General features: G+C 73.7%; 8 protein-coding genes. All 8 read left to right on the forward strand.

Features of this window, described 5'->3' with window-relative positions; all coding sequences use genetic code 11:
* Positions 1–175: 175 nt before the first annotated feature.
* The 8 genes from ACFOGJ_RS12440 to ACFOGJ_RS12475 all read left to right on the forward strand — a co-directional run bounded on the left by ACFOGJ_RS12440 (position 176) and on the right by ACFOGJ_RS12475 (position 14204).
* Positions 176–2692: a PAS domain-containing sensor histidine kinase gene (locus tag ACFOGJ_RS12440; RefSeq protein ID WP_379900784.1), complete on the forward strand. Its 2517-nt coding sequence runs from the start codon at positions 176–178 to the stop codon at positions 2690–2692.
* 59 nt (positions 2693–2751) lie between these two features.
* The gene (tsaE, locus tag ACFOGJ_RS12445) at positions 2752–3393 is read left to right on the forward strand and encodes a tRNA (adenosine(37)-N6)-threonylcarbamoyltransferase complex ATPase subunit type 1 TsaE (protein WP_379900786.1); all 642 of its coding nucleotides are present in this window, start codon (positions 2752–2754) and stop codon (positions 3391–3393) included.
* Entirely contained in the window at positions 3386–4459 is a 1074-nt protein-coding gene (locus ACFOGJ_RS12450) for an aminoglycoside phosphotransferase family protein (RefSeq protein WP_379900788.1), read from the forward strand. The genes tsaE and ACFOGJ_RS12450 overlap by 8 nt, the downstream gene beginning before the upstream one ends.
* Positions 4456–5274, forward strand: a complete 819-nt coding sequence (locus tag ACFOGJ_RS12455; RefSeq protein WP_379900790.1) for a nucleotidyltransferase family protein — start codon at positions 4456–4458, stop codon at positions 5272–5274. Before ACFOGJ_RS12450 ends, ACFOGJ_RS12455 begins: the two co-directional genes overlap by 4 nt.
* A gap of 10 nt (positions 5275–5284) precedes the next feature.
* Complete coding sequence (gene addB, locus ACFOGJ_RS12460; RefSeq protein WP_379900792.1) at positions 5285–8317, forward strand: double-strand break repair protein AddB; 3033 nt, start codon at positions 5285–5287, stop codon at positions 8315–8317.
* Positions 8314–11823 carry a double-strand break repair helicase AddA gene (gene addA / locus ACFOGJ_RS12465; RefSeq protein WP_379900794.1) on the forward strand — a complete coding sequence of 1170 codons (3510 nt, stop codon included), beginning with the start codon at positions 8314–8316 and terminating at the stop codon, positions 11821–11823. Before addB ends, addA begins: the two co-directional genes overlap by 4 nt.
* 247 nt (positions 11824–12070) lie before the next feature.
* Positions 12071–12418 (forward strand): thioredoxin TrxA, encoded by a 348-nt coding sequence (gene trxA, locus ACFOGJ_RS12470; RefSeq protein ID WP_379900796.1) that lies wholly within the window; start codon positions 12071–12073, stop codon positions 12416–12418.
* Between the two features lie 130 nt (positions 12419–12548).
* Positions 12549–14204 (forward strand): helix-turn-helix domain-containing protein, encoded by a 1656-nt coding sequence (locus ACFOGJ_RS12475; RefSeq protein WP_379900798.1) that lies wholly within the window; start codon positions 12549–12551, stop codon positions 14202–14204.
* Positions 14205–14375 lie beyond the last annotated feature (171 nt).

The raw sequence follows: 14375 nt of genomic DNA on the forward strand, positions 1-14375 counted from the left end.
TTCGTTTGCCGGCCCTTTTCGTTTGACTGCCGCCGTACGTTTCGCCGCCGCGGCGCTTCGCGCTATCCTGTCGGCGGCAGAGGCAGGGGCAAGCGACCGGAATGCGGCAGGGCCAGTGCAGTACGTGAACGCCAGTGAGTCCCGCCGGCGACCGCCCGTCCGGGCCGGCCGGAACATGGCCTGCCTGACCCTGTGCGGCGCGCTGTTCGCGCTGCCGGGTCGCGCGGTCGCCCAGACCGCCCAGCAGAACGCCATCGGCGGGGGCCCCGAACTGCCCGACCTGATCGGCTGGATGCCCGTGGCCGGCTGGGCCGCCGCGGTGCTGGCCCTTGGCGCCGCGCTGGTCCTGGCGCTGCAGCTGGCCCGCAGCCGCGCGACCGAGGCGGCGCTGACCATCGCCGCCGACCAGGAGGCCGAAGCCGCGGACCGCCTGCGGGCGATCCTGGCAAGCTGCGCTCAGGGCTGGCTGACCCTGTCGAAGGGGCGGATGGCCGCCGCACCCGGCACCGCTGCGATGTTCGACCTGTCGGAAATCTCCGCTCTCGACGACATTGCCACGGCGCTCACGCCGGCAGGCGCGAAGCGGTTCCTGGAGGCGGTCGAGGCGCTGGCCGGCGAGGGCAAGCCCTTCGACCTCACCCTCGCCCATGCCGGCGGCGAGCGGCTGATCGCCGCCGCCGGCCGGGCCTTGCCGGCATCCTCCGCGCCTGCATCTTCCAGCTCGGGCGGCAGCCTGGTGATCTGGTTCGACGATGTCACCGGGCAGCGGGCCGAGCGGCGGGAGCTGCAGGCACAGACCCGGCGCGCGGAGGCGGAGATCGCCCGCCTGAAGGGGCTGCTGGATGCCGCGCCGACCCCGGTCTGGAGCCGCGACGCCACCGGCCGCCTGGCCTGGTGCAACCGGCGCTATGCGGAGATCGTGGAGCGGGATGCCGCGGAGGTCATCGCCGCCGGGACGGAGCTGGCTTCCGCCCTGGATCCCGAGCAGCCCCGCCGCCTGGCGGCAAGGGCGCGCGAGACCGGCCTGCGGCAGGAGGAAGAGCGCCGTTTCGTGGTCCAGGGCGAGCGTCGCAGCTTCCGGATCGTGGAACAGCCGCCCGGCAATGCCGGGATGCAGGTCGGCCACGCCCTGGACATCACCGCGGAGGCCGAGGCCCGCAACGAGCTGGAGCGGCACATCACGGCCCATGCCTCGGTGCTGGAGATGATGTCCGACGGCATCGCCATCATGGGCCCGGACACCCACCTGACCTTCTACAACCACGCCTTCCGCAGCCTGTGGAGCCTGGACGACGCGTTCCTGGCCGCCGGCCCCACCCTGAACGAGATCCTCGACGAGCTGCGGGCGCATCGCCGCCTGCCGGAGCAGTACGACTGGTCCCGCTATCGCGAGCATATGACCGCGATGTTCACCAACCTGCTGGAGCCGGAGGAGGAGATGCTGTTCCTGCCGGACGGCCGCACCTTCCGCAGGGTGACCTCGCCGCATCCGTTCGGCGGCCTGCTGCTGCTCTACACCGACGTCACCGACCGCATGATGCTGGAGCGCGATCGCAACACCCTGCTGGCCGTGCAGTCCGCCAGCCTGGACAGCCTGTACGAGGGGATCGTCGTGTTCGGTGCCGACGGCCGCGTGAACCTGCACAACGAGGCTTTCGCGCGGATGTGGCAGATCCCCGGCGCGCTGCTGGAGCAGCGGCCGCATTTCAACGACGTGCTGGACGCGATGCAGCTGATGCTGCCCGACCGGCCCGACGGCGCCGACAGCGCGGAAGCGCTGCGGCAGGACCTGCTGGGCTCGTTCAACGACCATTCCGGCCGCCAGGGACAGAGCGTGCGCGAGGATGGCAGCGTGATGGACTATGCCACCGTGCCGCTGCCCGACGGCGCCATGCTGGTGTCCTGCCTGGACGTCACCGCGGCCAAGCGCATCGAGCAGGCGCTGCAGGAACGCAACGCGGCGCTGGAGGAGGCCGACCTGCTGAAGTCGGAATTCGTCGCCAACGTGTCCTACGAGCTGCGCACGCCTCTGAACGCGATCATCGGCTTCAACCAGCTCCTGCAGCAGGAATATTTCGGCCCGATCAACGACAAGCAGCGGGAATATGTCGAGGGCGCGCTGGAGGCCTCACAGACCCTGCTGCAGCTGATCAACGACCTGCTGGACCTGGCAACGATCGAGGCGGGGCAGATGGTGCTGGAGCCGGGCGGCTTCGACATCTGCCGGATGATCGCCGGCATCCACAGCCTGGTGCAGGAAAGACTGCGCCGGCAGTCGCTGCAGATGACCCTGGACACGCCGGACCCGCCCTGCATGGTGGTCGCCGACGAGAAGCGGATGAAACAGGTCCTGTTCAACCTGGTCGGCAATGCCATCAAGTTCACGCCGCCCGGCGGTCATATCGAGATCGGCCTGCGGCGCGAGGGCAACGACATCCGGCTCTGGGTCGGCGATGACGGGATCGGCATCCCGATCGAGGCGCAGGACCGCATCTTCGAGAAGTTCCAGCGCGCCGAAGGCGGCGGCCGCAGTTCCGGCGCCGGCCTCGGCCTGGCCCTGGTACGGTCCTTCGTCGAACTGCATGGCGGCAGCGTCGTCCTGGAGTCGAGCCCCAGCGAGGGCACCCGGGTGACCTGCCGCATCCCCGGCGTCGCGCAGCAGAGCCTGCCGGGCCCGGCAGCGGCCGGGTGACGCCCGGCAGGGCATCGCGACCGTTGCCGGGCCGCGGCCCATTGGCTAGAACCGCCGCCATGACCGCACCCGGACGATCCCTGCCCCCGGACCGCCAGCCCGCTGACCGCCAGCCCACTGACCGGCAGGCCGCTGGCCGCCGGCCCGGCGACCTGGCCGGCGCCCCGGCCCTGCTGGAACGGCATGTCCGCACGCCGGCAGAGACGGCCGCCTTGGGCGCGGCCCTGGCCGCCATTGCCCGGCCGGGCGACCTGTTCTGCCTGCAGGGCGGGCTGGGCAGCGGCAAGACCGTCCTGGCCCGCGGCTTCGTCCGGGCGCTGGCCGGCGCGGGCATCGAGGTGCCGAGCCCGACCTTCAACATCGTCCTGACCTATCCGGCCGCGGCGGCGACACTGTGGCATTTCGACCTGTACCGGGTGGCCGATGCGGACGAGCTGTGGGAACTGGGCCTGGAGGAGGCCTTCGCCGACGGCATCAGCCTGGTGGAATGGCCGGAGCGCCTGGGCGATGCCGCACCGGCACAGGCCTTGTGGCTGGAGCTGCGGCCGGTGACCGGGGCCGCCGGACCGCCGGTCGTCGCGCCGGACAGCATGGATGGGGGCAACACGGGCGGCGACGGCATGGCGGCGGAGCTGAGACAGATCATCGTTCGCGGCGGGGCCGCCTGGGCCGCACGCCTGCGCGAGGCCGGCCTTGTCTGAGGCAATGCCGGCACCGCCGCTGTCGGCGCCCGACCGCATTGCCGCGCGCAACGCGTTCCTGGAACGCGCCGGCTGGGGCGCGGCGGAGATCCGGCCGCTTGCCGGCGATGCGTCCTTCCGCCGCTATGACCGTGTCCGGCAGGGGACCTCCGGTGCGGTGCTGATGGATGCCCCGCCGGATCGCGAGGATATCGCCCCCTTCCTGACCGTGGACAGCCTGCTGCGCAGTGTCGGCCTGTCGGCGCCGGCGGTGCTGGCGGCCGATGCGGAACTGGGTTTCATCCTGCTGGAGGATCTGGGCGATTCGCTTTTCACCCCGCTGGCGCAGGACCGCGAGCGGGAGGCGGAGATCTATGCGGCGGCGGTGGACCTGCTTGCCGCCCTGCACCGCCATACCGCCGCCGGCATGCCCGCCCTGGCGGCGCTGCCGCCGCAGGATCATGCCCTGCTGACCGCAGGCCTGGACACCTTCCTGGACTGGTACTGGCCGGCGGCCTTCGGCCGGGCGGCTTCGGCGGATCTGCGTCGCGACTTCCTGGACCGCTGGGCCCCCCTGCTGGAAACGGTGCGGCCGGGCGACCGGCCGGATCCCGGGCGGGACGTTCTGGTGATGCGCGACTTCCATGCCGACAACCTGATCTGGCTGCCCGAGCGGCCGGGGGTCGCCCGGGTCGGCCTGCTGGATTTCCAGGATGCGGTCCTGGGCCATCCGGCCTATGACCTCGTCTCGCTGCTGGACGATGTGCGGCGGGACGTGACGGCCGACCTGGCGGCGCGGCTGTGCGACCGCTACCTGGCGGCCGCAGGACTTCATGCGCAGGGTCCGGAACGGTCGCGCTTCGAGACCGGATATGCGATCTTCGGCGCGCAGCGGAACATCAGGATCCTGGGGGTCTTCGTGCGGCTCTGGCAACGGGACGGCAAGGCACGCTACCTGGACTATCTGCCGCGCACCTGGGCGATGCTCGATCGCTCCCTGCGGCAGCCCGCCCTGACGCCGGTCGCGGAATGGTTCGCCGCGCATCTGCCGCCCGCGGCGCGGCGCCTGGAAGGCGGCGCATCGTGAGCGGCGGGCCGTGGGAAGCGGCACCGGAGCCGCGGGTCGCGGTGCCGCGGACGGCGATGGTCCTGGCCGCCGGGCTGGGCACCCGGCTGCGACCGCTGACCGATACCTGCCCCAAGCCGCTGATCGAGGTCGGCGACCGCACCCTGCTGGACCGCACCATCGACCGGCTGGCGGAGGCCGGGGTGACCCGCTTCGTCATCAACCTGCACCATCTGGCGGACCAGCTGGAAAGCCATGTCCGCCGCCGCGCCGCAGCCGAGACCGGGCTGGAGTTCCTGCTCTCCGACGAACGCGACCGGCTGCTGGATACCGGCGGCGGAATCCTGCAGGCCCTGCCGCTGCTGGGCGATGCGCCGTTCCTTGCCACCAATGCCGACATGCTCTGGCTGGATGCCAACGGCAATTCGCTGCAGGCCATGGCCGCCTGCTGGGCCATCATCGCCGGCGCGGCCGGTGAAGGCGAGGGACCGGAGGCGCTGCTGTTGCTGCACCCGACCGTCTCCGCCCGCGGCTATACCGGCATGGGCGATTTCACGATGGACGGCGACGGCCGCCTGACCCGGCGCGAGGAACGGGTGGTGGCCCCCTTCCTCTATACCGGCGTCCAGATGCTGGCGCCGCGGCTGTTCGCCGATTGCGCCCCCGGCCCGTTCTCCCTGAACCGCCTATACGACCGGGCGATCGAGCGCGGCAGCCTGTACGGCCTCCGCCACGAGGGGGCCTGGGTCGATGCCGGCCATCCCGACGGCCTGGCCGCCGCGCGGCGCCTGGCCGCCCGCCTGGACCGGCGGGATACCCGCTCCGCCGCGGCCTGACCGGGCCCGGATGACAGAAGGGCCGCAACCCGCCGTCCATTCCTTCCCCCCGGGAGCGCCGTTCGCCGACTGGCTGGCCGCCTTCATCCTGGAGCGCCAGGGCCACGACCCCCTGGCGCTGTCGGACGCGCTGGTCCTGCTGCCCACCCGCCGGGCGGTGCGGGCCCTGCAGGACGCCTTCCTGCGCGCCGCGGACGGCCGCCCGACCCTGCTGCCGCAGATGCGCCCGCTGGGCGACCTGGACGACGACGATCCGGGGCTGACGCCGATCTGGCCGGCGCTGGATGCCGCCCTGCCGCCAGCGATCCCGGCGCTGGACCGCAAGCTGCTGCTGGCCCGCCTGGTGCGGGCGCGTGACGCGGCCGAGGGCAGGGCCCTGCCGGCGGGAACCGCCCTGCGCCTGGCCGATGCCCTGGCGCTGCTGCTGGACGAGGCGGCGATCGAGGAACGCGACCTGGCCGGGCTGGAGGCCCTGGTGCCGGATGCCCTGGCCGGCCACTGGCAGGAGGTCCTGGCCTTCCTGGATATCCTGCGGTCGGCCTGGCCGGCCCTCCTGGAGGAGCGGGGTCAGCTGGACCCGGCCGCACGGCGCAGCGCCGCGCTGCACCGCCTGGCCGCGATCTGGCGCGCCACGCCGCCGCAGCGCCCTGTCTATGCCGCCGGCTCCACGGGCAGCATCCGGGCGACAGCCGACCTGCTGGCCTGCATCGCCCGCCTGCCGCAGGGCGCGGTGATCCTGCCCGGCCTGGACCTGGAAAGCCCCGATGCGGACTGGGAGTCGGTCGGAACGGCACCGACCCATCCGCAGTTCATGCTGCACACCCTGCTGCAGCGGCTCGAGGTGACGCGGGACGCTGTCCGCGAATGGCGGCCGGCCGGTGGCACGGACGTCCATCCCGCCGCCGCGGCGCGTGCGGCGCTGGCGCGGACCGCACTGGCGCCGGCGGACCGCACCGACCTCTGGTCGACGGCCGGCGAGCCGCAGGCTGCCGCCTTCGCCGGTCTGCAGCGCCTGCAGGCCGGCACCGCCGCCGAGGAGGCCGGCGCGATCGCCCTCATGATGCGCGAGGCACTGGAACGTCCGGGCCGCACCGTGGCCCTGGTGACCCCGGATCGGACCCTCGCGCGGCGGGTCGCCGCGGCGCTGGAGCGCTGGGACCTTGCGGTAGACGATTCCGCCGGCGTGCCGCTGGCAGCGACCCCGCCGGCGGTCTTCCTGCGCCTGGTCGCGGCGACCATGGCAGCCGACCTGACCCCTGTGACCCTGCTGTCGGTGCTGAAACATCCCCTCGCCCGGCTGGGACGGGAGCGGCAGGAGCATCTGCGCCTGACCCGCCTGCTGGAACGCCGCGTGCTGCGCGGCGGCCGCCCTTCGCCCGGCCTTGCCGGCCTGCTGGAGGCGGCCGCCCCTGCCGCATCGGCGGATGGCGAGCTCGCCGCCTGGCTGGAGGACCTGGCCGCAGCTGTCCGGACCGGGACCGCCCTGCAGCGCGGCCCCGGCCGCGGCCTGATCACCCCAGCGCTGCTGCTCGACGCCCATCTCGCGCTTGCCGAGGCGCTGGCGGCGGAGGATGGCGCCGCCCTGCGGGAGGCGCTCGCCCCCGAGCCGCAGCCGGCCGGCGCGCAGGCACCCGCGTCGCGGATCTGGGCCGGCGAGGCGGGCAATGCGCTGGCGGCGCTGCTCGCCCAGCTGCGTGCGGGCCTGACGGTGCTGGACGCGATCGCCCCCGGCGACTGGCCGGACCTGCTGGATGCGGTGCTGCAGGGGGAGGTGATCCGCCCCGCCTATGGCCGGCATCCGCGGCTCTTCATCTGGGGGCCGCTGGAGGCGCGCCTGCAATCCGCCGACCTGATGATCCTGGGCGGCCTGAACGAGGGCAGCTGGCCGGCCGCCGCGCAGGAGGATCCCTGGATGAGCCGGCCGATGCGCACCGCCTTCGGCCTGCCGGAACCGGAGCGGCGCATCGGCCAGGCGGCGCACGACTTCCTGCAGGCCTTCGCCAGCGCCGAGGTGGTGCTGAGCCGGGCGGAGAAGGTCGACGGCACCCCCACCGTGCCGTCCCGCTGGCTGCTGCGGCTCTCCGCCCTGCTGGACAGGGTGCCGGCCTGGACGGCCGCCGCGGCGGGTCCCGTGCCGCACTGGCTGCAGGCGCTGGATGCGCCCCGGGCGGTGACCCCCGCCCGGCCGCCGCGTCCCTGCCCGCCGGTGGCGGCCCGGCCGCGGAAGCTCTCCGCCACCCGGGTGGAGACCTGGATCCGCGACCCCTACGCCACCTACGCCCGCTACGTGCTGGGCCTGAAGCCGCTGGACCCCCTGGACCTGGATCCCAGTGCCGCCGACAGGGGCATGGTGATCCACGACGCGATGGAACGGTTCGTCAAGGAGACGATGGACGCCTGGCCGCCCGATCCGGCCGCCCTGCTGGAACGGATCGGCCGGGAGAGCTTCGGCAGCCTTCTCGTGGTGCCGCATGTCGCGGCCTTCTGGTGGCCGCGGTTCCGGCGGCTCGCCGCCTGGTTCCTGGACTTCGAGGCGGAGCGGCGGGCGGCGGGGATCGGCCCGGCGCTGGTGGAGGCGGAGGGCCGCATGCTGATCGACGGGCCGGCCGGGCCGTTCGAGCTGACGGCGCGCGCCGACCGGATCGACGCCGGGCCCGCCGGGACCGACGTGCTGGACTACAAGACCGGGCGGCCGCCCTCGGCGAAGCAGGTGGCCTCCGGCCTCAGCCCGCAGCTGCCGCTGGAAGGGGCGATCCTCGCCGCCGGCGGCTTCCCGGGCCTGCCGGCGGCACCGCCGGTCGCCTATACCTATGTCCGCCTGAGCGGCGGGCGCGAGGCGGGCGCCCGGATCGAGGTCGGCCAGGGAGAGGCGCCGGCGCTGGCCGAGGCGGCGGTGCAGGGCCTGCGCCGGCGCATCGCCGCCTATGACCGGCCGGAGACGCCCTACCTGTCCCGTCCGCGCCCGCAATGGCGGCGGGAACCCGGCGACTACGACCATCTGGCGCGAGCCGCGGAATGGCAGGCGGAGGAGGACGGCGAATGACCGCCCCCCGGACCGGTGCCGTGCGCACCGGTGCGGCGGAGGCCGCCCGGGCCGGCATCGCCGCGCAGCGCAGCGCCGCCGACCCCGCGGCCAGCGCCTGGGTCGCCGCGAATGCCGGTGCCGGCAAGACCCGGGTGCTGACCGACCGGGTGCTGCGCCTGCTCCTGGCCGGGGCGCCGCCCGCGTCGATCCTCTGCCTGACGTTCACCAAGGCGGCGGCGGCGGAGATGGCGAACCGCCTGCACGGCCGGCTGAGCGGCTGGACGATGCTGCCGGAGCCGGCGCTGCAGGCGCAGCTGCGCGACCTGCTGGGCCGGGATCCCGACCCGCAGACCTGCCGCGACGCGCGGCGGCTGTTCGCCGGCACCCTGGACGCGCCGGGCGGCCTGCGCATCCAGACCATCCACGCCTTCTGCGAATCCGTCCTGAAGCGGTTCCCGGTGGAGGCCGGCGTGCCGCCGCATTTCGCCATCGCCGACGACCCGACCGCGCGGGAGATGCTGGCCGCCGCCACCGCCCGGGTACTGGCAGCCGCGCCCGACGACCCGGAACTGGCGCAGGCGCTGGACCTGCTGGCCGACCGGGTCGACGAGGGCGGCTTCGACCGCGCGATCCAGGAGCTGATCGGCAATCGCCGGCTGCTGCGCCGGGTCCTGCACCCCGCCGGCCCGGACGGTGCACAGGCGGCGCTGGACGGCTTCCTCGGCATCACGCGCGCGATCACCGCCGACGCCCTGCGGCAGCAGTTCCTGGACGAGCTGCCGGCGGCGGCGATGCGGGAGGCGGCGGCGGTTCTGGCGCAATGCGGCAAGCGCGACGGCGAGCGTGCCGCGGCGATGCAGGCCTTCCTGTCCCTGCAGGAGGACGAGCGTCCGGCGCAGCTGGAGGCGCTCTGGCTGCAGGTCTTCCTGACCAAGACCCTGACGCCGCGGGCGGAGAGCCATCTGGCGAGCAAGAAGGCGCAGGACCTGTCGCCCGACCTGCTGGACGGGATGCTGGCGGAGCAGGCGCGCTGCACCGCCCTGCTCGACCGGCAGCGGGCGATGGCGGTGGCGGAGGCAAGCGCGGCGATGCTGCATCTCGGCGCTGAGATCCTGGCCCATTACGAGTTGGAGAAGAGCCGCCGCGCCGCCCTGGATTATGACGACCTGATCCTGACCGTGCGCGACCTGCTCGCCGCTCCGGGCCGCGCGCCCTGGGTGCTGTTCAAGCTGGACGGCGGGATCGACCATGTGCTGGTGGACGAGGCACAGGACACCTCGCTGGAGCAGTGGGAGATCGTCACCGCGCTGACCGCCGAGTTCTTCGCCGGCGAAGGCCGCCGGTCGGGCACCGAGCCGCCCCGCACTCTGTTCGCCGTCGGCGACGAAAAGCAGTCGATCTTCGGCTTCCAGGGCGCGGCACCGGCCGCCTTCCAGCACATGCGCCGGCGGCTTGCCGCGCAGGCCGGCGACGGCCAGCGCCCCTGGCGCGATGTCGACCTGGCGCTGTCCTTCCGGACGGTGCCGCTGATCCTGGAGGCGGTCGACGCCGTCTTCGGGCAGGACGCGGCGCGCGAGGGGGTGGCGGAGGGCGATGTCCGCCATGCGCCGTTCCGCATCGGCGAGGGCGGGGTGGTCGAGATCTGGCCGATGACCCGGCCAGCGGCCGGCGATACCGGCGCGTCGGCGGAGGCGGGACCGTCGGAGGAAGAGACACCCTGGGACGCGCCGCTCGATTATGTCCCGGCCGACAGCCCGCCCGCCGTCCTGGCGGGCCATATCGCCGCCACGATCCGCGGCTGGATCGACGGGCAGGAGCTGCTGGAATCGCGTGGCCGGCCGATCGCCGCCGGCGACATCATGATCCTGGTCCGCCGCCGCGACACCCTGTTCCGCGAGATCGTCGCCGCCTGCAAGGCGGAGGGCCTGCCGGTGGCGGGCGAGGACCGGCTGAAGCTGGGCGACAGCCTGGCGGTGCAGGACCTGCTGGCGGTGGCGCGCTTCTGCCTGATGCCGGAGGACGACCTGACCCTGGCCACGGTGCTGCGCGGCCCGCTCTGTGACGTCGACGAGGACAGCCTGATGGCGCTCTGCCTGCCCTGCGAGGGGCGGCCGTGGAACGGCCGGCTGTGGCGGCGGCTGCGGGCGGCGGCGGCGGAACGGCCGGAATGGCAGGCCGCGGTCGACATGCTGACGGCGGCGCTGGCGATCGCCGACTATGTCACGCCGCATGCCTTCTTCGCCCGCCTGCTGGAGCGCGGCGGGCTGGCCCGCCTGCAGGCACGGCTGGGCGCGCAGGCGCGCGAGCCGGTTGAGGAACTCGCCAACCTGGCCCTGGCCTATGGCCGCGCCAATGCGGAGAACCTGCAGGGCTTCCTGGCCTGGTTCGAGGCCGGCGCCGCGGAGATCAAGCGCGACTTGGAGCAGGCCGGCGACGAGATCCGGGTGCTGACCGTCCATGCCGCAAAGGGGCTGGAGGCGCCGATCGTCTTCCTGCCTGACACCGCCGGCCGGCCCGACGGCCGCTTCGACCCGCCGGTGCTCTGGCCCGAAGGGCCGCCGCCGGCCCTGCTCTGGGCGCCGCGGGCGGCCGACGATGACGGTGCCACGGCACAGGAACGGGACCGCCACCGGCAGGGTCAGCTGGCGGAGTATCGCCGCCTTCTTTATGTCGCCATGACCCGGGCGCGCGACCGGCTCTATGTCTGCGGCTGGACCAACCGGCAGGCGCCGGCCGGCTGCTGGTACGACCTGATCGCCGCGGGACTGGAGGCGCTGGACGGCGCCGGGGAGGCGGCGCTGCCCTGGGGGGAGACCGCGCGCCGCTGGCGCAGCCGCCAGGTCGAACCCGCGGCCGGCGAGGCACCGACCGGCGACCGCCGGCCGGAGATGCCCCGCCTGCCGGACTGGGCCCGCCGGCCCGCGCCGGAGGAGCCGGAGCCGCCGCGGCCGCTGGCGCCGTCGCGTCCGGCCGAGCCGCCGGCGGCGATCTCGCCGCGCACCGCACCGGGACGCGAAGCACTGGCGCGTGGCCGGCTGATCCACAGCCTGCTGCAGCTGCTCCCCGACCTGGACCCGGACGACCGCGCCCCTGCCGGCGCCGGCCTTCTGCGGCGGAGCGTTCCCGACATCGATCCGGACCAAGCGCAGGCCCTGCTGGACGAGGTGCTTCGGGTCCTCGACGAGCCACGCTTCGCGCCCGCCTTCGGCCCCGGCAGCCGCGCCGAGGTGGCGCTGGCCGGCCGCACCGGCCGGGCCATCGTCTCCGGACGGATCGATCGCCTGGCGGTCGCCGCCGACCGGGTCCTGGTGATCGACTACAAGACCCAGGAGGTGCCGCCGGACCGGGCTGCGGCGACGCCGGCGCAGCATCTGCGTCAGCTGGCGCTGTACCGCGACCTGCTGCGGCAGATCTACCCCGACCGACCGGTGCACTGCGCGATTCTCTGGACCGCACGGCCGGAGCTGATGGCCCTGCCGGACGGGCTGCTGGATGCCGCCCTGGCGCCCGAGGCGGACGGATAGCGGCCCTGCGCCCCCGGCCCTGCACCCCCCGTCCCTGCACCCCTGGGGCGGGCGCTTGACCGGCGCGCCGGCGGTTCATACATCTGGACGTCATGGCGGCATGCGCAGCGGCATGTCCCACCCATATGCCACCGGCGGCCTTTCCGCCGGCTGTGATCCACACCGCCGGCCGCCCGTCGCCCGCCATCGATCGGGCCGGCGGCGAGCCGGGGCAGTGGGGATCGGGACGGCAGGGGCGGACGCATCGATGACCGCCCGAGACAGCGAGGACCAGATGGCGACGACCAAGATCACCGACGACAGTTTCGAGTCCGACGTCCTGAACGCACCCGGCCCCGTGCTGGTCGACTTCTGGGCGGAATGGTGCGGCCCGTGCAAGCAGATCGGCCCCAGCCTGGAGGAGATCTCCAAGGAGATGGAAGGCCGCCTGACGGTGGCGAAGATCAACATCGACGACAATCCCCGGACGCCGACCCAGTACGGCGTGCGCGGCATTCCCACGATGATGATCTTCAAGGACGGCAAGCCGGCGGCGACCAAGGTGGGCGCCGTGCCGAAGAGCCAGATCGTCAACTGGATCGAAAGCGCGATCTGACCCGCCTGCGGCAGCCCGGCGACACGATGCGCGGCGGCATCCCCCCGGCTTTCGGCCTGGCGGGGATGCCGCCGCAGTCGTTTCCGGTCGCGCCCGGCCGGTCCTGCAGCCGCCCCTCGGATCATCGCCGGTGAAGCTCGACGCCTTCCTGCGGGCAAGCGGGCTCAGCCTGTCCGCCTTCGCGCAGCAGGTCGGCCTCAGCGAGGCCGCCATCAGCCGCTACCTGTCGGGCAAGCGGACGCCGCGCGCGGACGCCATCCGCCGCATCGTGCGGGCGACCCGCGGCCGGGTGCAGCCGGAGGACCTGCTGCCGGTCCTGTCGGCGCAGGATGCCGCCCCGCCCGCCCCGAACCTGCATGACCCGGATCCGCCTGCGGGACCGGCCCCAGCCGGAACAGCGCACACCGGTAGGTCGCGCGCCGACGGCGCCGGGCTGGACGGCATCGACCTGATCCTGCCGGATCTGATGGCGGTGGAGCGCGGCAAGCGGGTCCCCGCCCGGGACCTGCCCGGCATCCGCGCCCGCGGCATCCGACTGCCGGAATCCATGTTCTCCCTCGATGCGATGGGGCGGAACGTGTTCGGCACCGGCATCGTGATGGAGCGCGGCGACGAGGACCGGCCGGTGGTGCCGGTGGACGGCCAGCTGATCCCGGCCCCGTGGAGCGACGGCCGGCGCGCCGTGATGCTGATGACCATGCGGCAGGAGGATGGCAGCCCGCATTTCGCCGATCCCCGCACTGCCCTCACCCGGGTGGCCGACCGGCTGGCCGCCGACGGGCTGGCCGCCAGCTGCGCGGTGGAACTGGAGTTCTACCTGCTGTCGACGGACCGCGACGGCGCGGGCAGGCCGCGACCCGCCGGCCTGCCACGGGCCGTGGCCGAAAGCGCGGCCGGCGAGGAGGCGCTGTCGACCCAGATCCAGGTGGCGGCCCTGCAGCGGCTCGACGCCTTCGATCCGGTGCTGTCGGAGATCGCACGCGGCTGCGATGCGATGGACATGGTGGTGGAATCGCTCTGCGCCGAATACGCGCCCGGACAGTTCGAGGTGAACCTGCGCTATGTCACCGACCCGCTGCGGGCGGCGGACGAGGCGGTGCTGTTCCGTCACCTGGTGCGGCAGACCGCGCGCCGCCACGGCCTGCAGGCCACCTTCATGTCGAAACCCTTCGCCGCGCTGTCGGGCAGCGGTATGCATGTCCATGCCAATCTGGTGGACGGCAGGGGCCGGAACCTCTTCGCCCGCGGCGATGCCGGCGCCAACCGGCCGCTGCTGCAGGCGATCGCCGGCGCGGCGGAGACCATGGCCGAGGGCATGGCCATCTTCGCCGCCACCGCCAATGCCTTCCGCCGCTTCGGCCCGGGTTCCTATGCGCCGGTTTCGCCCAGTTGGGGCATCGACAACCGCACCGTTGCGCTGCGCATCCCCGGCGGGCCGGCGCGGTCCCGACGCATCGAGCACCGGGTCGCCGGCGCGGAAGCCAATCCCTACCTGGTCATCGCCGCGGTCCTGGCGGGCATCCATCACGGCATCGAGGCCCGCCTGGAGCCGCCACCGCAGTCCCGCGGCGACGTCGCCGACGGGCGCCTGGGGCAGGACGGCGCCCCCCTCCTGCCGACGGACTGGCCCTCCGCCCTTGCCGCGCATGACGCGGCGCGGATCCTGCCCGACTATCTGGGCCGCGACTTCTGGCGCCTGTACGGCCATGTCCGCCGGGCGGAGATGATCCGCGCGCAGGCGATGATCCCGGATACCGACTACCAGCTCTATCTCGACGGCATGTGATACCACCGGGGGGCGGGGCCGTACGGCGGGCAGCGCCGATCCGTGACTTCGATGTCACGCCCCCTGCGAAACAGCAACACACGCCGCCGCCGGCCCCGATCTTCCGTCGCCGGAGCGAACCGGGGCCGTATAATCCTGTGATTCGGTTGAGGGTTCGGTTTCGGAATCGAT

It is taken from the genome of Marinibaculum pumilum (assembly GCF_042646425.1).
Lineage (GTDB): Bacteria > Pseudomonadota > Alphaproteobacteria > Ferrovibrionales > Ferrovibrionaceae > Marinibaculum > Marinibaculum pumilum.